Source organism: Ruegeria sp. CDSC045 (assembly GCF_059610725.1).
Genome location: NZ_JBXWOE010000004.1, coordinates 135,820 through 154,447, shown reverse-complemented (window position 1 = coordinate 154,447; position 18,628 = coordinate 135,820). Strand labels below are relative to the sequence as shown.

General features: G+C 53.5%; 14 protein-coding genes and 1 pseudogene. 4 read left to right on the top strand and 11 right to left on the bottom strand.

Translation table 11 applies throughout. The features are described 5' to 3' along the window. Positions 1–66: 66 nt before the first annotated feature. Positions 67–939, bottom strand: a complete 873-nt coding sequence (locus AC2FH6_RS10035) for a LysR substrate-binding domain-containing protein (RefSeq protein WP_496702338.1) — start codon at positions 937–939, stop codon at positions 67–69. A gap of 102 nt (positions 940–1,041) precedes the next feature. On the opposite strand from AC2FH6_RS10035, the gene AC2FH6_RS10030 reads away from it, so the two are divergent. Continuing rightward, entirely contained in the window at positions 1,042–2,610 is a 1,569-nt protein-coding gene (locus AC2FH6_RS10030) for a trimethylamine methyltransferase family protein (RefSeq protein ID WP_496702336.1), read from the top strand. Positions 2,611–3,064: 454 nt separating this feature from the next. Here AC2FH6_RS10030 and AC2FH6_RS10025 read toward each other — a convergent pair whose 3' ends face one another. The 5 genes from AC2FH6_RS10025 to AC2FH6_RS10005 all read right to left on the bottom strand — a co-directional run bounded on the left by AC2FH6_RS10025 (position 3,065) and on the right by AC2FH6_RS10005 (position 10,412). Then, complete coding sequence (locus AC2FH6_RS10025; protein WP_496702334.1) at positions 3,065–4,729, bottom strand: Na/Pi cotransporter family protein; 1,665 nt, start codon at positions 4,727–4,729, stop codon at positions 3,065–3,067. 304 nt (positions 4,730–5,033) lie between these two features. After that, positions 5,034–6,386, bottom strand: a complete 1,353-nt coding sequence (gene pbfA, locus AC2FH6_RS10020) for a (R)-1-hydroxy-2-aminoethylphosphonate ammonia-lyase (protein ID WP_496702332.1) — start codon at positions 6,384–6,386, stop codon at positions 5,034–5,036. 107 nt (positions 6,387–6,493) lie between these two features. Further along, positions 6,494–7,957: a phosphonoacetaldehyde dehydrogenase gene (gene phnY, locus AC2FH6_RS10015; protein ID WP_496701311.1), complete on the bottom strand. Its 1,464-nt coding sequence runs from the start codon at positions 7,955–7,957 to the stop codon at positions 6,494–6,496. Between the two features lie 3 nt (positions 7,958–7,960). Beyond that, complete coding sequence (phnA, locus tag AC2FH6_RS10010; protein WP_142637684.1) at positions 7,961–9,205, bottom strand: phosphonoacetate hydrolase; 1,245 nt, start codon at positions 9,203–9,205, stop codon at positions 7,961–7,963. Between the two features lie 19 nt (positions 9,206–9,224). After that, positions 9,225–10,412, bottom strand: coding sequence for a 2-aminoethylphosphonate--pyruvate transaminase (locus AC2FH6_RS10005; protein ID WP_142637685.1), 1,188 nt, complete (start codon positions 10,410–10,412; stop codon positions 9,225–9,227). A 119-nt stretch (positions 10,413–10,531) separates the two neighbouring features. Between AC2FH6_RS10005 and AC2FH6_RS10000 the strand changes: the two genes are divergently transcribed. Continuing rightward, entirely contained in the window at positions 10,532–11,422 is an 891-nt protein-coding gene (locus AC2FH6_RS10000) for a LysR substrate-binding domain-containing protein (protein WP_142637687.1), read from the top strand. Positions 11,423–11,454: 32 nt separating this feature from the next. Here the strand turns inward: AC2FH6_RS10000 and AC2FH6_RS09995 are convergent, their stop codons facing one another. From AC2FH6_RS09995 to AC2FH6_RS09985, 3 genes are all read right to left on the bottom strand, one after another. Next, complete coding sequence (locus AC2FH6_RS09995) at positions 11,455–13,476, bottom strand: putative 2-aminoethylphosphonate ABC transporter permease subunit (protein ID WP_281973208.1); 2,022 nt, start codon at positions 13,474–13,476, stop codon at positions 11,455–11,457. Further along, entirely contained in the window at positions 13,473–14,588 is a 1,116-nt protein-coding gene (locus tag AC2FH6_RS09990) for a putative 2-aminoethylphosphonate ABC transporter ATP-binding protein (RefSeq protein WP_281973207.1), read from the bottom strand. The genes AC2FH6_RS09995 and AC2FH6_RS09990 overlap by 4 nt, the downstream gene beginning before the upstream one ends. A 132-nt stretch (positions 14,589–14,720) precedes the next feature. Next, positions 14,721–15,740, bottom strand: a complete 1,020-nt coding sequence (locus AC2FH6_RS09985) for a putative 2-aminoethylphosphonate ABC transporter substrate-binding protein (RefSeq protein WP_281973206.1) — start codon at positions 15,738–15,740, stop codon at positions 14,721–14,723. A gap of 498 nt (positions 15,741–16,238) precedes the next feature. On the opposite strand from AC2FH6_RS09985, the pseudogene AC2FH6_RS09980 reads away from it, so the two are divergent. Continuing rightward, positions 16,239–16,469 (top strand): annotated as a pseudogene (locus AC2FH6_RS09980) (transposase); the annotation flags it as partial. 52 nt (positions 16,470–16,521) lie between these two features. On the opposite strand, the gene AC2FH6_RS09975 reads toward AC2FH6_RS09980, so the two are convergent. Together AC2FH6_RS09975 and AC2FH6_RS09970 are read right to left on the bottom strand one after the other, a co-directional pair. After that, the gene (locus tag AC2FH6_RS09975) at positions 16,522–17,361 is read right to left on the bottom strand and encodes an EamA family transporter (protein WP_496701306.1); all 840 of its coding nucleotides are present in this window, start codon (positions 17,359–17,361) and stop codon (positions 16,522–16,524) included. A 52-nt stretch (positions 17,362–17,413) separates the two neighbouring features. Beyond that, positions 17,414–17,581 (bottom strand): helix-turn-helix domain-containing protein, encoded by a 168-nt coding sequence (locus AC2FH6_RS09970; RefSeq protein WP_496702458.1) that lies wholly within the window; start codon positions 17,579–17,581, stop codon positions 17,414–17,416. Positions 17,582–18,439: 858 nt separating this feature from the next. On the opposite strand from AC2FH6_RS09970, the gene AC2FH6_RS09965 reads away from it, so the two are divergent. Next, complete coding sequence (locus AC2FH6_RS09965; protein WP_142637697.1) at positions 18,440–18,625, top strand: hypothetical protein; 186 nt, start codon at positions 18,440–18,442, stop codon at positions 18,623–18,625. Positions 18,626–18,628: the final 3 nt, after the last annotated feature.

Below are 18,628 nucleotides of genomic sequence, written 5' to 3'. Positions count from 1 at the left end.
GGGTCCCTATAATTAATTTATATGCCGTATAATAATGGCTCTGAGGATACTCAAGGGGAATGACTGCTACGATTGACCCAGAATCCAGTCCGAGAAGGACTGTACTGCGCCGGTTGGTGCGGAGCTATACGGTTGAACCAAAAAATACCCATAGTCGGGCAGATCGGTTTCCGACAACCGAAACAGTCTTTCAGCATTTAGATCGTCCCGAACCAGATCATCCATCAAAGCTATTCCCTGTCCGTCGATGACTGCCTGCGCCCGGACATTTGGGTCAGGAACGATTAACGCATCTCTCCTTGATTGTCGGGGAAGCTTTGCGACGTTCAGCCAATCAGACCAGGCGTTGCTGTCATCACGATCTCTTAGCAGCGTAAGATGCGATATTGCCTCTTTCATTCCTAACTCTATCACTAGGTCAGCTGCCGCCCGGTCACCCACAGGATAGGGCGGCATGGGCATGAACGGAGTAACGGTGCCGCCGATCCAATTCCCGCTACCCCACCTGATTGCAAGATCCACATCCTGCATCTCAGCTTCTGAAAACTCGATCATCGGTTGAATGCGAATCTGCACGTCCGGGTGGCTTTGCATGAATGACATCAGGCGTGGCGACAGCCAGCGCGCAGCGAAATAGGTCGAGACGCCAACGGTTAGAGAACGCGTTGAAATCCCCTTTAATGCATGAATTTCAGCTTCGATTTCTTCGTATCGGGTCTGGCAGATCGCGAGCAGTTTTAATCCTTCACCAGTGAGTGTGACACCACGCGATGTGCGCTGGAACAGGATCATCCCAAGATCGGCTTCAAGCGTTTTGCTCTGATAGCTGATGGCGCCCTTTGTCATGTTGAGCGCCGATGCTGCCGTCGAGAAGCTGGAATAACGAGCAATCTCGGCAAATAGCCTGAGTAAGTCATGGTGATGAAATCGGGTACTCATATCTTTAGTGTACAAAATTTCTAAACGCTAAGAGTAGTTTTTTTCGATTTTCAAATATGTTTTTAAGGTCGAAAACTGCATTCAAGCTCGTGGAGCGATGAAATGAAGTTGGACTTGTTGAACGCAAAAGCAAAAACACCGACACCGGCGGAGCACCGCGGCCGCGCGCGCAGGTGCCGCTTGGCCCGTAGTATTGCCCCTTCTGAGAGCACACCGTTCACGGGTCGCAGGATACCTGCATACAATCTACTAAGTGAAACGGTATTGGCCCGGATCGAAGATCAAGCCGACTGGATTCTAAGCAATATTGGCGTCGAGTTTCGGGGGGATCGAACGGCACTGGATCACTTCGCCCAAACGGGTGCCCGCATCGATGGCGAACGTGTGCGGTTTGAACCGGGTCACGTCCGTGCGCTTTGCGCTGCGGCTCCAAGTGAATTTCAGTTGCATGGCCGAGACCCGGTCAGAACGGTGACACTTGGCGGTGACAACGTTGTGCTGATGCCGGGATACGGCTCTCCCTTTGTCAGCGATCTGGTGAAGGGCCGACGATATTCGACGCTGAAGGATTTCCGCAATTTCGTCAAACTGGCCTACAGTGCGGCCGCCTTGCATCATTCCGGCGGCACGGTTGTCGAGCCGACAGATGTGCCGGTGAATAAACGGCATTTGGACATGATGCTGGCGCATCTGACACTCTCAACCAAGCCCTTTATGGGCTCTGTTACGGCACCCGAGCGCGTGCGTGACAGTATCGAGATGGCACGCCTCGTCTTTGGACGGGACTTCATGGAGCACCACGCGGTGATGCAGGCCAATATCAACGTCAATTCGCCGCTGGTTTATGATGATACCATGTCGTCGGCTCTGCGTATCTATGCGGAGGCAGGCCAATGTGTCTGCGTCTCCCCTGCGATTTTCGCGGGTGCCATGGGGCCGCTTTCGCCGGCGGCGGTGGCGGCGCAAACTCTGGCAGAAGCGATGGTTGGCATTGCGCTTGCGCAACTGGTGCGCCCCGGTTGTCCGGTGGTGTTCGGCTCGTTCCACTCCACAATGAACTTGCGCACGGGCGCTCTAACCTTTGGATCGCCCGAGGCAAACATGACCACGATGGCGCTGACACAATTGGGACGAAGGCTTGGCGTACCTGTGCGCTCTGGCGGTGGGCAGATCACCGCCTCCAATGCGCCAGATGGGCAAGCGATGCAGGACAGCACCGGTGCCATGTGGTCCACGCTTTTGTCCGGAGCCCATCAGGTCTGGCATGCGGCAGGCTGGCTCGAAGGTGGGCTTGTGATGTCCTACGAGAAATTCATCATGGATCTAGACCACTGTGGCGCGATGCTGAAACTGCTGAAGGGCTTCGAAACGAATGAGGAGGCATTTGGCCGTGATGCCTATTTTGAAACGGGCCCGGGCGAAAATTTCCTGTCGACCAAACACACGCTGCGCCACTATGCGGCAGCAAATTATGAGCCACAAATTTCTGACGCAGGGCCATTCGAGACCTGGTCTGAAAATGGTGCTCTCACGTCAGATCAACGCGCCACTGCGCGGTGGCATCAGATGTTGAACGATTACCAGCGTCCTGAAATGAAACCCGGCATACAAGCCGCGCTTGAAGACTTCGTGTCAGAACGCAAAGCGCGAATGCCGGATGAATGGTACTAGAACGGAATATCCAATACCTAAGAACTCTGCCGGGATTGCCAGCTTGCTTGAGCAAGATTGAAGAACGTCGGCGCCTATGTCGTCAGGAGGACATTTCGCGGGCATAGCTGATCCAAAACTGGAAGGCATCTGATCGGGCATGGTGGAATAAAGCTGAAGTAAGTTGATAGCGGGGAGACGGGAGCTGATGGTGATCTGGTCATGGGCAACCAGAAATCTCTGAGTCTGCCAGAGTGACTTGTCGGGACCGATGATCTTTTCGCGTTTTCGGGTTGATTGGTGGGATCCTTCAATCCGGTTACTTAGACCCTTGTGCACTGCGCAGTGCTGGGCTCAGGTTTTGGAAGACACTGAACAATTTCAAATTTTGATTTCGAGAACGAACTCACTTCGGTGTTTCCAGTCGCCTTTGTTCTCGCTCTTTTCTTGTCTTCGCATTGAGACCGGCTCGGGCCTATTCAGCAATTTCGTTGATCAATCGTGTCTCGAGAAGTTGACCGTTCTGGTAAAGGACCGGGTAAGCAATCGATGCAATATGACTGTTGAAGTCCCGGAAAGCCCGCAATGTCTCTAGATGAATATCACTGGTTTCGAAGCTTTCCGTTGTTCCATGCTGCAACCGGCGCAGGTGACGCTTGCGGCTTTCACGTTCCACGCGTTTGATTTCGGTTTTCTCAAGGCTGAGAAGCCGGGCGCTTTCCAGATCGTCTGAAACAAGTACATTTGATGCCAGTTTCATGTTTGCAAGAATACCTTCATGCATCTGAACAAGTTCAGACCAGCCATCTTGCGAAAAGCTAGAGCCTTTGGCCCGCATTTCACCGGCCAATACAGTCAGGCGTTTGGCGACAACGTCACCCGCCGTTTCAAGCCTGATCGCAAACTCCATAAGGTCGCGCGCGGTCTTAGCATCGTGTTTTTCATATAGCTCAGGGTGTATCGCGGCGACAAAGGCTCGAATACCCGAGAGGCACCGGTTTACGTCCTCGTCAATGGCCTGAACCGACCGGATCTGTTCTTTGTCTCCGCTGCGGTAAAGTTCAAGAGCAGGACGGAACATGGTTTCGAGAAGATCGCTCATCCGCAGCAGCTCACGCTTGAGGCTCGGCAAGGCCTGATTGGGATTTGCCACGTCTTCCATGTCCAATGCGCTGACCGGTTGTGCGGATTGCGACTTCTGTACTTTCTGCTGGTCTGGCAAGAGCCTTTCGAACAAGTTCTGCCAGTGTCCACAAAACGGAAGGGCTAAAACCAAAAGCGACAGGTTGAAAGCAAGATGCACGTTGACTAGCATTTGCCCCCCTTGCGGGTCGCCCAAAAGCCCGGTTCGTAGGGCAAAATTTGCTGCAAACAAACTAGCCAACGCCCAACTTCCTCGCAGCGCCAAATTTGCATAGGGTATTCGTCGGGCCGTCACTGGCATTCCTCGGGTTAGCCATACCGGAATGAAGGCCGAGCCAAAGTTCGCGCCAAAAACCAAAGACATTCCGGCGGCAAATGGGATCGCTCCAATTTGCACAAGTGTCACACACATAAGGATGGCCGCTACCGAGGAATGCATGACGAAGGCTAAGGCACTCCCGACAAGAAATGCAGTGATATAGTCGCGCGACAAGTAATCCGCCACTGCGGGTAAAAATGCACTGTCCCGAATTGGATCCATCGCCTCACGAAGGAACCGAAGTGAGATCAGGATAAAGGCAACGCCCATCAGAATACGCCCTAGTTGTCGGGCTTTTTTGGCTTCGGTCTTGACGAATAGATAGCCTCCAATCGCCAGCAGCATTGGAATAAGCCAGTCCAACCGGAACGTAAGAATCTGGATGATCAATGCGGAACCCAGATCGCCTCCGAGCACAATCGCCAGACCGGCAGGAAAACTCAACATTCCACTGGCAGCAAACCCAGAGGTCAACAGCGCCACTGCCGCCGAACTTTGCAGTACAACCGCCATCATCAGACCCACAAGTGAGGCCTGCAGGTAACTGTGCTGTCGCGTCAAAACGCGCTGGAACGACGCTCCATAGCTGCGCTCAATTCCAGTGCGTACCATTCGAACTGCAAAAAGCAGCAACATCGTCGCGCCAGCAAGGCTGATTAAAAAGCTGACTATCGCCATGCTCTACCTCACTCCCACGGTTTGCTTGGAATAACAGGGTGCGCTGCAATCTTGCCAACCAACGACCGGAGACCGACCCGGTGATTTTGCGGCCGAGTAATTTCGATAAAACGCTCAGCGCCCGAGTTTGCTGAAATAAATCGGACGCGCCTGTTCCACCGGGAAAACGCATTCACTTTCTTGGCGGTAGGCAATGGCCCTTGGCGCCATAACTGAGAATTGATCTCCACGTCCATTGACCACTGTTTTCCTGGAAGCAGAGAGAGCAACGGCGTGAATTGCTCTAAAGGTATGGCCACAAAGATCAACATTCGTCCTTAATCGCGTTGACAACAATGCCGATTGCACAGTCGAGATCCTTGCGCGTGATCGTTAGCGGCGGTGACAATGTAAGCACACACCCCTGACTGATTTTGTAGCTTAGGCCAGCTTCCAAACAAGCATAATAGATCCGCTCGGCTCGTGCATTTCCAGGTGTCTTGTCGGCACGGTCATCGACAATTTCGACACCAAACATCAGACCACGGCCGCGAATGTCACCGACGATCGGGATATTCTGAAGCTCGCCCATCAGACGATCCATAGCGTGCTCGCCCAACTCAGCCGCCCGGTCAACCAACCCTTCATCTTCGATGATTTGTATTGTGGTAAGCGCGGCGCGTGCAGTCACCGGGTTTTTTTCGTGTGTATAATGTCCAATGGCAAAGTCTCCGCAGACGTCTAGTTTGGTTCGCGCGATACAAGCTGCAATCGGCAGGATGCCTCCGCCAAGTGCCTTACCCAAGGTGACGATGTCAGGGATAATCTCGTCATGCTCAAAGGCAAACATCTTGCCGGTCTTTCCAAGCCCCGTGGGAATCTCGTCCATGATCAAGAGAGCCCCGTGACGATTACACGCCTCCCGCACAGCTTTCCAGAAGCCCGGTGGCGGCACATAAGGCACCGCGCGCATAGGCTCAGCGATGACCGCAGCTACGTCTCCCTCGCGTTCTAGAACGAACTCGACCATTTTTGCACAAGCCAACCCACAGGTATCTGGGCCGGCGTGATTGTACGGGCATCGGTAACAGGCAAAAGGTGCCACGTGCTCTGCACCCGGGAGAAGCGGGCCGGCTATATGGCTGCGAAATGTCGCCTCGCCGCCGACGCTTGCGGCGCCAAAACCGGCACCGTGGAAGGCATCCCAGAAGCTAATTGTTTTGAACCGACCGGTGGCAGCGCGCGCTATCTTGAGAGCGACCTCGTTTGCATCAGAGCCGCCGGTCGTAAACAGCATTTTCCCAAGGTCGTCTGGCGCGATTTCGGCGAGCTTTTCGGCCAATTCAACCGCGGGATCATTGGTGAAGCGACGGGGTGCGAAAGACAGGTCATCCAGTTGCGCCTTGATCGCGGTGATCAAACGGGGATGTCCGTAACCGATATGATGCACTGAATTGCCATGGAAATCCATGTAACGGCGGCCGTCCAGGTCTTCGACCCAAATCCCCTCAGCTTTGGCAATGGTGCTAACGCATGGCGAGGACAGTGACTGGTGGAGAAACGCGTTAGCGTCGCGTTTCAGCAAGGGTGAAGATTTAGGCCCTATAGATTCCTTCATCCATGCTTTTCGCGCGCTGGAAGTATTGGATTCGCCTTCCGTGTGGACGATTTGTGACATGCTTTTTCCTCAACGCCGCTTGTGAAAAAATGCGGACCTCGCAAAGTCCGCCAGTACCAGGGAGGAACTTGTGGTGCCCCGACCCGGGTCGGGTCGGGGCACAAAAACTAGCGTGGCCAGGGCAGCGAGTAAGTTTTTACGTTAGTAAAAAACTTCATTGCCTCGATGACACCTTCTTTAACCCCATTACCGCTGTCCTTGATGCCTCCGAAGGGGGACATTTCGATACGGTATCCGGGTTGTTCCCAAATGTTGCAGGTGCCCACGTTCAGACCGTTGATAAAGGCAATCGCACGGTTCAAGTCGTTCGTACAGACGCCTGAGCTGAGGCCGAATTCGGTACCGTTCGAAATACGCATCACCTCGTCGTCATTGTCCGGAACCCGAACGATGGGCACAATGGGGCCAAAGGTTTCTTCCATCACCAGCTCGCTGTCATGGGGGACCTTATCGACAACGATGGGCGGCAGTAGTGCGCCCTGACGGCCCGGATGATAGAGGATTTCTGCGCCGTCGGCCTCGGCCATGTAAACGCGTTTTTCGAATAGTTCAGCTGCCTTGTCATGGATGACACAGCCCAGTTCGGTCTCGGGGTCTTGTGGGTCGCCGAACTTGATCTTCTTCGCCTTTTCCAGAACCAATGGCACAAACTTGTCGGCCACGCTTTCTTGCACCAGAATACGTTTGATCGCAGTGCAGCGCTGACCCGAATTGCCGGTGGCGCCTGCCACAGCAATGGTCGCGGCCTTCTCAAGGTCCGCGTCAGAAAGATCGTTCAAAACGATCAGAGGGTCATTGCCCCCCAGTTCCAGAGCTTGCCGCTTGTAAACGCCTTTTTCGGCGATCATCTTACCCACCGGCACGCCGCCGGTGAATGTGATGATGTCGATGTTGTCATTGGTGATCATCTCATCGCCAATGTCACCTGGCCAGCCGGTAACCACTTGGAACATCTCGGGTGGTAGACCCGCGTCGTAGAGGATGTCAGCTAATGTCAGCGCCGTCAGTGGCGTCAGTTCCGTCGGCTTACACACCATGCAGTTGTTGGTCGCGATTGATGGCGCGATCTTGTGGCTGACCATGTTAAGTGGATGATTGAATGGTGTGATTGCCGAAATCGCATTCACCGGCTCGCGCATGGTGAATATTTTTCGATCTTTGCCATTATGGGTCAGGTCGCATGAAAAGATCTCGCCATCATCCTTCATCGCCTCAGCGGCGGCGAACTGATAGACATCTTGTGCACGCTTGGTCTCATAAATCGCATGCTGGTGACAGATACCCAGTTCCAACGTCAGCCATTTGGCAAGGTATTCACGACGTTCACCAATCAACTCGCCCGCACGCTGCAGGATCTGGCTGCGCTCATACCGTGTGAGTTTTGGAGTGTAATTCGCCGCGATTTCGAACGCTTTGCGCGCATGTTCTGCCTTGCCGGCGGGTACATGCCCGACAATCTCGTTTGTGTATGGGTACAGAACCGGCACCGTTTCGTCGGTAAAGACGATCTCGCCCCCGATGCGCATTCCTTCATTGCGGATTTCGATTTTCGACATGGTTTGATCTTTCATGGATTACTGCGCCGCCGCTGTAGTTGCATAGAAAAACGCATCAAAATTGCGCAACTCGGGCGCAGTCCCCAAGTCGATAACCCGGTTTACGATGAAAGGAACTTCCTGCTCGGTCAGTCCACCGTGGCTGCGCAGCGGCTCGTTGAGAGCGGCCAGATCGTGGCGGTCTTCAGAGGTACCGATACAGATGTTCTCACCCGAGACCATCACAATATCACCAATGCGGTCACCGGGCAGTTCAAAACGCTTGATCGCTTCTTCCTTGGTCAACACGTGGGTGATGCCGGCTGTGGCTTTCAGTTTGCCGATGATGTCGCTGCGATCCGCGTCTTCGGGCAGATAGCAGGTGGCAAACGACCCGAGTGCGCCGTGGTGCACCACATAGGGGTCCGTGATCGGCAAGATGACACGGGCCGCGTCCTTGCCCAGCCATTCATCCACCAGATCCTGCACATATACTACGCTGGGCGATCCATCGGCGTGGTGCTTGGGCTTCATGCCGTGGTCGGCGGTGACCACGATGGCAGCGCCCATGGCGTCCAGTTCGGTCAGATATTTGTCAAACATCTCATAGAATGCCTTGGCCTCGGCCTGATCGGGTGCGTATTTGTGCTGCACGTAGTCGGTGGTGGTCAGATACATCACATCTGGTTTCCACTCTTTCAGCAACTTGACACCCGCAGCAAAGACAAACTCGGACAACTCTGCCGAATAGACCTCGGGTTGGGCCATGCCCAACCATGCGCTTGCTTTCTCCTGACCATGCTCAGCCTGGGTCGACGTGTCGGACTTTTCCGCAGAGAAGCATTTGGCCCGGTCGTCGTCGAACTTCAGACCCGCCCCCAACAACGCGCGCAGCTTGTCCTTCGCGGTGACTATGGCCACCTTGGCGCCAGCGTCATAGAACTGCTTGAACACGGTCGGTGCACGCAAAAAGCGCACATCGTTCATCATCACTTCTTCACCACTGTCCGGATCAATCAGATAGTTTCCACAGATGCCGTGCACGATAGGCGGACGGCCTGTCGCAATGCTGAGGTTGTTAGGGTTAGTAAACGACGGGATCACCGAATGGGCCAGCCGGTCAGTGCCGGTTTCGCGCATCCGCTTGAGAGTCGGCATCAGACCGTCAGCAATAGCTTTGTCCAGGTATTCTGGCTCACAGCCGTCAAGGCAGATGGCAATGGCGGGCACTTTGGGCATCGGGTAGACACGCTCGTTGGCTTCAACAGGGGTGTGGATGGTCATTTGGTTTGTTCCTTGATCCTTAAGCGGCCAGTTTGGCGCGTTCTTCTAAAGCTTGGAGAGGAGGTGTGGCACTCGACACACCCATTTTTTCCAAAGTTTCCTTGGCGGCAATTACAACTTTCCGCATAACCTTGTCGTCCATCTGACCGATGCACCCAACGCGGAAGCTGTCGACGACGGTCAACTTGCCGGGGTAAATGATGAACCCTTTTTCTTTCATCAGATTGTAGAACTGATCAAAGACAAAGTTATCATCGGCCGGGCAGAAGAATGTTACGATGATTGGGCTCAGCCAGCGATTGTCGAGCAGAGTTTCGAAACCCAGCTCACGCATGCCGGCGACCACAACATCCCTGTTGCTGGTGTATCGGGCTCCGCGACCGGAAACGCCGCCCTCAGCCGCATGTGCCCTGAGGGCTTCGATGAAAGCGGCAACCACATGGGTGGGCGGCGTAAATCGCCATTGACCGGTTTTGTTCATATGCGCCCACTGCGCGTGAACGTCCAGAGACAGCGAATGACTGTTACCCTTGGCATCCTCAAGCTCGTTCTTGCGCGCGATTATGAACCCAAACCCCGGAACACCCTCAATACACTTGTTGGCGGACGAAACCATTGCCTCATAGCGGACTTCCGTAGGCTTCAACTCGATCGCACCAAAGGCTGACATCGAGTCGACAAGAAGCTTGCGACCAGCGGCGTAAACCGCCTCCGATATTTCCTCTACCGGATTCAGAATGCCCGAGCTTGTTTCGCAGTGGATAGCAACGACATGGGTGATCGCGGAATCATTCGCCAGAATCTCGGCAACTTCTGAGCCACGCGGCGGCAGATAGTCGCCCTTGTCCAAAACAACATGATCGCGTTCCAGATACTCGAGCGTTTGCGCCGAGCGCTGACCGTAAGCGCCATTGGCCAGCACCAATGCCTTGCCATCGCGCGGAATGAACGAAGCCAGCATTGCCTCTACTGAAAACGATCCGCTCCCCTGCATCGGTACGCAGTCAAACTCATCGGCGCCCTCGCCAAGCAATGCCAAAAGACTGGAGCGCAACTCCTGGGTCATACCCCGAAAGTCATCATCCCAGCTTCCCCAATCCCTCAACATGGCTTCTTTCACGGCGTATGACGTGGTCAAGGGGCCAGGAGTTAGTAGATAGGGCTCGCCGAGACGCGGTTGTTCAATTTGAGGAAAAGAAGACGTCATAACCAAGCTCCAGATCAACGTTTCAAAGACACAGTTGCAGCAACCGCAGCTATATGTGAAATTGCAAATATCAATCTAATTATAAGCTCAGCCTATGCTCGAACCTTCAGGAGTTTGAAATGCGACATAGCCAGCTCAAAGCCTTTCATTTCGTGGCCAAATATGGTGGGTTTTCGCGTGCTGCAGAGGCGCTTTTTTTGACGCAGCCAGCAATTTCAGAGCAGGTTCGCAAACTTGAGCAGGATCATGATTTGTTGTTGTTCAAGCGTGAGCGAAAAAGAGTGAACCTAACCCCGGAGGGGACGCAGCTTTACCGGTACACCAAGCAGTATTTTGAGATCGAGGATCAGATCGAGGACTATCTGTCTGAAACGAGGGCTGCGATCGACGGCGAGCTGCGGATCCTTGCCGATTCCGCGCACCACTTGACCGACTTTCTGGGGCCGTTCCGAGAAAAATATTCAAACATTACGATTACCGTCCGCGCTGGCAACACCGAGGACATTTTGGAGGAACTCAGATCTTACAACGCAGAAATTGGTGTTGTTGGCAGCGTGTCTCCCGGCAAGGACATGAGCGTTCTTAGCCTCGGTTCGACCGAGATCGTGGCATTCACGGCCCGCAGTTTGCTTCTCGCCTCAAAACCTACATTGTCCCTCGCAGAGCTGGCGGAGTTGCCTCTCATCTTCAGGGAACAGGGATCAAAAACACGCCAAAAGCTCGAAGATGAAGCCAGTAAACGGGGGGTGCCGCTGAAACCGGCGATTGTGGCCGAAGGAAGAGAGGCCGTCAGAGAGTTGGTGGCATCAGGTGCAGGTATCGGGTTCGTGTCCCAGGCAGAATACGGTCACGACGACCGTCTCAGACAAATCAAGCTGCAAGACGTCGACCTGCAAATGGGAGAAAGCATGATCTATCTCTCCCAACGGCGTGAGGTGAAGACCATTCGCGCCTTCATGAAATTCGCCAATTCTGTTCTAGAAGAAAAACAAAACCCCACCAATCAGTGATCGGTGGGGAGATGCCTAAATGGGTTTTCTTGTCAGCGGGTTCGCCAGGCTTGCGTGCGACCGAGGACGCCTTTGGAAGCAATCAGGTGGATGATCCGCGCTGCGGCGTTTGTGTAGAAGATCATCATCCCCATTGCGGCAGCTGGCGCAATATCGCCCGCATCGTCCATGTTTAGCACTGCAATAGATGCCAACGTGGTTTTGGGCGAGTATAGGAACACAACCGCAGATACCGTCGTCATTGCGTTTACGAACAGATAGATTGATATGTCCAGCACGGCTGGCAGGCAAACAGGGACCGTGACACGGGCAAACAACTTCATCGTCGGTTGCTTGAGCGAGGCTGATACCGACTCGAATTCTCTGTCCATCTGCTTGAGCGCTGTCACTGCCGTCAGGTGCGACACAGTATAGAAGTGTGTCACCGTACAGATCACCAAAATTGCCATTGTTCCGTAGATACCGTTCAGCGGATTAGACGGGCTATTGAAGAAGAAGATGTATGACAGGCCCAGCACCATGCCCGGGATCGCCATTGGCAGCATCGCGAACATCTGAAAGATCGATCGACCTGTTCTGAACCCGTTCGACTTTTCAACCAGATAGGCACCAAAGAAGACGACTGAAGTACCGATCACCGCCGTCAAAAGCGCCAGCTTGATCGAGTTAATGTAAGAGCCCCAACCGCCACCATCCATCTTGTTGAAATCGTAGTTCTTCAGGCTCAGGCTCAGGTCGTAGGGCCAAAACTTGATGAGCGCCGCGAATTGGCACACAGCCAGCAGCCCAACGATGAACAAACCGATCAGACAGCAATAGACTAGAAAGAACCGATCTGCCTTTCGATTTGGGGTTGGCTGGTACGGGACCGACCGGGCCGACAATAAGGCAACCTGCTTTGATTGCACCATGCGGTCGATCGCGAACGCCAGGATTGCCGGGATCACCAGAACGACCGAGACTACGGCACCCATTTCAAAGTTCTGCTGGCCGATCACCTGCTTGTAGATATCAACCGCCAGAACGTTGAACTGACCTCCAATCACTTTTGGCAGACCAAAATCAGTTATGACCAGATTAAATACAACGAAAGCGGCCGAGATCAGACCATATCGCGCGCCGGGAACGGTGACCGTCCAAAAAGTACGCCACGGCGTTGAACGCAGGCTGACTGCAGCTTCGTATAGTCGTGCATCAGAGATCGCCAGCGCCGTTGAAATGATCAGGAAGGCGTGCGGGAAGGTGAAGAACACCGAGCCTATCACGATGCCAATCGGACCATAGATACTGGCGCCGAACAGCAACTCTTTTATCATGCCCTGATTGCCGAACAGATAGACCAGCGCGATCCCGGGCAACAGCGAAGGCACCAGGATCGGAGCCATCGCAATCAGACGAAACACACCCTTGAACCGCATGCAACTCCGGTTCAGCGCATAAGCGAACCAGAACGCCAAAGTTACTGTGACAATGGTGCTAATTACAGAAATCCAAAGGGAGTTCTTGATAGAATTGAACAGTGCCGGGGTTGAGAAGTAGTTGACGAAATTTTCCAAGCCTCGCGATTGAACTGGCCTCAGCTGAACCCGGCGGAACTGATTGGAATCGAGCGTGACCCAATCCGTATTGTCTTGTAGCGTAGAACCGACAAGAAACCGCCCGGTGTCGCTTGTGTTACGGATTTGGTACATGACCGGACTGCGAAAGCTGAAATCGGGAAAAAGCTCGGTTACCGATAGCCGCCCGTCTGAGCCGGTAGACAGATCGGTGCCTGAAAAAGCCCCGATTTGTTCGTTCAGTGTGTCGGCTGACAGGATGGTTCCGTCAAATTGCCCCGCTTCGTCACTGACCTGAAACTCGTATTGTGACAACTCCATCCGATAGGTCGAGAATGACTTGGAAAGCATCGTGTAAAGCGGCAGGACCAACGTCGCGACCAGATAGAGTGCGATCACGAACATGCTGCCGCGCATCAGGATGTCATCCCTGCTGAGCTTGGGTTTGATGTCAGGCCCAGCTGGAAGAGTCCCCGGGTTGGTTGAAATCTCGCTCATGCTGCCGTCTCCGGAACATCAAAGGCCATTAGCCGGTTTTCGGGCAGTTCAATCACCATGGTCCTACCCTCTTCCAGTTCTAGGCGGCGCACGGCATTGATCGAAAAATCTGCGATCAGTTCCGAAGATCCAAATCGCTCGTTGCTTAAGCGGCATCGCCAGAATGAACCGAGGAATTCCATTTCATCGAGAGTGACGTCGATGCAATTCCTGTTGCCGCCGGTATCGAGATAACCAGCCTCATGCGGGATGATATCCTCCGGTCGGATCGCCGCAATCGCTGGCATTCCGTCGTTGAACGTGTGGCTGAGGCACGCAAAGGTCTTTTCGCCGACACTCAGTCGACCACCCTTGGTGACCTGAGACTGGATCTGGTTCATTTCCCCGATGAAGTCTGCCACGAACAAGTTTGCGGGTTCTCGGTAAATTTCTGTAGGTGACCCCACCTGCTCGATAACCCCATGATTCATGACCACGATCCGGTCCGCCATCGCCAGCGCTTCTTCCTGATCATGCGTAACCATCACAGTAGTCACACCCAGTTTGCGCTGCAGCTCTTTGATTTCGTGACGTAGATGGACGCGCACCTTTGCGTCCAATGCTGAAAGCGGCTCATCCAGCAACAAGAGACCGGGGTTGGTCGCAATGGCGCGGGCCAACGCAATCCGCTGCTGCTGGCCACCGGACAATTGCGCAGGATACTTTTTGCCTTGTTCAGGCAACCCAACCAAATGAAGCAGTTCGCTGACACGAACGGCAATATCCGATTTGCTGCGACCAGTGTTTTCCAAGCCGAAAGCAATGTTCTTTTCGATCGTCAGGTTCGGGAACAAGGCGTAAGACTGAAACACAATCCCGAAATCACGCTCTGACGGCGGCAGATTTGACACATCCTTGCCGTCTTGCATGACAGTGCCCTTGGTTTGCAGATCGAGACCCGCAATCGCCCGGAGCAAGGTTGTTTTGCCGCAACCCGACGGCCCCAGAAAGCAGACAAATTCGCCTTCGTTGATTTCGAGGGATATGTCCTTGAGTGCAAGAAAGCTGCCGAACGCCTTCCACAAATTCTGGATGCTTAGATACAGTTCACCGGGTGGGGTTTTCTGAAGCACGGGAGCGGTCCTCATATCTGCACCTCGGGAACGGCCGATCTGGGCCGGTTGAAGCCGGGCGCGCTGGTCGCGTTGTTTGGAAAAATAGAGTGGTGTGCAGAAGAGGTGCTTACACCTCTTCTGCAGGTTGGTTTACTTCGCTTCAGACTTCCCGTCATAGCGAGACTGCCATTCTTTCAGTATCGCCGCGCGGTTGTTGGCGGCAAATTCAAAGTCGTTGTCGATCATCGCATCCAGAAGACCTTCAGGGAAGTGCTCGACCGGTTTTGCGACGCCAGGATAGGCGACAACGGCGTACCCTGTGTTGTACATCTCGTTGGCTTCCTTGGTGACGGTGAAATCAACCAGTTTCTGCGCGGCTTCGAGATTTGCAGTACCGGCAACAATAGCGGTCGCTTCCATGTCCCAGCCGACACCTTCTGACGGGACAATGATCTCAAGCGGCGCACCATCAGCTTTCGACTTAGCACCACGGAAAGCAAAAGAGATGCCAATCGGGATCTCACCTGCAGCAGCCAGTTTGCACGGCTTTGAACCAGAGTGGGTATATCGCGCGATGTTCTCGTGCAATCCGTCCATGTACTCCCAGCCGCCTTCTTCGCCGAACATCTGCAGCCAACTTGAAACATCAAGGAAACCAGTGCCCGACGAGTTCGGATTTGGCATGATCACCTGATCCTTATACATGGGGTCTGTAAGATCCTTCCACGATGTCGGCGGCGTCAATCCCGCTTTCTCGGCCTCGACGGTATTGTAGCAAACTGCGGCAACCCAAGCGTCCATGCCAACCCACGCCGGAGGATTGTCGCCATCGACAAATTTCGCGTCTAGGTCGCCAACACCCGCAGGCGCGTAAGGCTCCAGCATACCTTCGGACTTGAGCAACAACAGCGAAGTGGCCGCGAGACCCCACACGACGTCTGCCTGAGGGTTGTCCCTCTCGGCCAACAGTTTGGCGGTGATGATCCCGGTCGAATCCCGCACCCAGTTGATTTTGATGTCCGGATTGCTCGCATTGAACGTCTCAGCGTAGCGCGCCAGGTCTTCAGCTTCGACGGCTGTGTAAACTGTCAATTCGGTTTCAGATAACGCAACTGTAGCAGTCAAGGAGCTTACGGCCAGGGCTGCAAGAAATTTGGTCTTATGTTTCATCGTGATCCTCTGTCGGTTGATTATTCTCGGGAACGCCATTCTTGAGCAGCGCTTATTTGCAGTTCCATGCCCCGGCAGTGTGACAGATAAATAGATCAAGAAAAATCGATTATACCTTCCACATCATAAGCAAAACCTATGTAAGGCAATCCGCCCTAGCGCTCGGAATTGAGTGTCATACCCCATTGATATGAGATAGGAACTCTCCCTGCACCAGTCACCCAAGAGTTTCGTTCAAATCAGTGCGCTTCGGCATTCGCCCATCGAACGGGCGGTGGGCTACGAAATCCGAGGCTACATACTGCTACCTGTCGACTGACCAGCCGCCAATCGAACATGACTGTCATAGTGCTCGCAAATACCTTTGCAAATGTCTGACGTCAGCACTTGCGGGACAGTACAGGTCGATTTGATAAGAGAGATTTTCTGGCACATCGTACCCGCCAAGGAGTGGAGGTGAGATAGAAACCCAGAACACGTAAGAGCCACGGCTAAAAGATCGTCAAGGATATCCGTCGTGCTACCCGCAAGCACTATTCAGCGGAAGAGAAGATCTGGATCGTTCTGGACAAGCGCAAGGGCGAAGGCAGCATTGTGGAGCTGTGCTGCCGGGCAGGCATTGCTCAGAGTCTGTACTATAGCTGGTCCAAAGAACTCCCTGAAACTGGCAAGAAGCGCCTCGCGGGCTATAAGATACGTGCGGCGACCTTATCCGAAGTTAAAGACCTGCACCTTGGACTCGTTATCCCGCAACTTCCTTCTCCTTAGTCCAACTTGTACGTCATCTTGTTAGGGCCAGAACCACAATTCCAACTGCTACGATTATCGCCGCCAGGAGCCTGTTGGATTTTGGGCCCTCACCAAACCACATCACACCTATTATTGAAGCGAAGATGACCGAACTTTCTCGGAGCGCTGATACAACACCCAACGGCGCGAAACTCTTAACATAGAGCACCAGACCATAGGCTAAGCCGGAAATGATTCCTCCTGCTAAACCTGACCAGACATATCTCTTTGGAAGTGCGATGAGGCGGTCCCACCGAGTCGAGAAGATGAACCCCGCCACGAAGATCTCGGCCACGAACAATACCGTGATATATCCAAGCGTATTCCCTGAGAGTCTCACGCCAATACCGTCAACCAGAGAGTAGGAAGCAATCATCAAACCAGTTCCGAATGCCGCCGCGATGCCTACCCAGTTCGTTCCCTTTCCAAGTCCGCCAAAAGACAGGCAACCGATGCCGGCCGAAATGCAGACAATACCGATCCACGCGCCCGGAGGAAGGAATTCACCGGCAAGAAAGACCGCTCCCAACGCCACTAATATGGGCGTTATCCCGCGCGATATGGGGTACACCACCGATAAATCGCCGTAACGGTAGGCGGTGTTGAGAAACCAGTAGTATCCCCAATGAATCAAGGTGGAACCAATAATGTATGGAATTGCAGCCATTACTGGAAAGCCCGTAAAAGGAAGCACGGCAAGCGCAGGTATGGCATGCCCGATCGAGATTAATCCCAACATAATGGCCTTGTCAGGCGCGCCCTTTACGACCGCATTCCACAGCGCATGAAGGAAAGCCGCAAACAGTACGATGAGGATCGCATGTACTGTCATAGCTCGTCGCAATCAGCGAAAACGCCTTGTAGACACATATGATTTTGCACCTTTATGCGCTCTGCTTCATGCGCTGATCGACTGGCGTTCTACCAAATCTTCGCTTGTATCGCTGCGAAAGCGTCGTACAGGAAACAAATCCACAGGCCAATGCAATTTCTGTCATATACAGGTCAGTGAATTCGACGATGGCATGAGCCTTCTCCAACCGCTCTGCCATATGGTTTGGCTTTGAGTTCGTCATGGTTCGTAACAAAGTTAGGCATTGATTGGCGGTTAAAACTGTCAGGCTTCCGTGTCTTGAGAGAATTCAATCAGAATTGAGGAAAACGTTTTATTTGCGATATGAACGCCCTAGGGTCCTATACCCGCCTCAAGGCCAATCCGTTAACAACATTCAACACGCCAGCAGGCAGGATATCCGCGATCAGTTCACTGAAAACCATTATTGTCGCTGGCGTTGCTTGGCCGGATTCAGGGCCACGCAATAGCCGACAGCTCCAGATTGTCTGCCAGCTATTGCACTATCCGCGTCAGAACATTCGCACGCTCGGCCACGCTGGTCGAACCTCAGGCATCGGCAGCCGAATGCGCTGGGTCCAGCGCGGCCTCAACGTCTGAAGCATCAGACCGTGCGATCTGGTCAATGGGCTGGCCGGTGATCGGACTTAGATTCTCAAATTACCTGCCTGCCTTTGGCTTGCAAAAGTCGCCTCCGATCAAATTGCCATAGCGGGATACAGGGGGCGAGATACTCGCTACCGCCTGCAGATTGGTCATCTCATTTATTGATTTTCTCCATAAGTTCACGGTCGGGGCTTTTGATATCCCGCGCATCGGCTGATGCAGCGGTGTGGAACCCGGCCCACCGTTCTTGTTGTACGGCAACTTGGCTAACATGATGAATTTTCAGAATGTATCCGACCATAATAGTATTACTTTGGTCGCTGCTTGGGGTCTTCCTGTCCGCAATCGCCGAGAGCGCCAAAAAAAGCGCCTCAAATGTAAGCGCTTGCACGAATCAAATGTAAGCGCTTACAGTGTCGCTCAGAACTGCAACCTTTTCGGATCCTGTTTTATGTTCCTTACCGCCTCGCTGATCGTCTTTGTCATCTACTTCGCCAACGTCGCTCTGGGGGCCTTTGCAGCAAGCGCATTCCTTGGGGACGTGGGCGAAATGCTGGTTCTGTTTGCCGCGTCGATATTGTTTGTCGTCGCCATTCTTCAAAAAGAGGCTGACCGAAACAAAAAGAACGGCAGCTAAGGA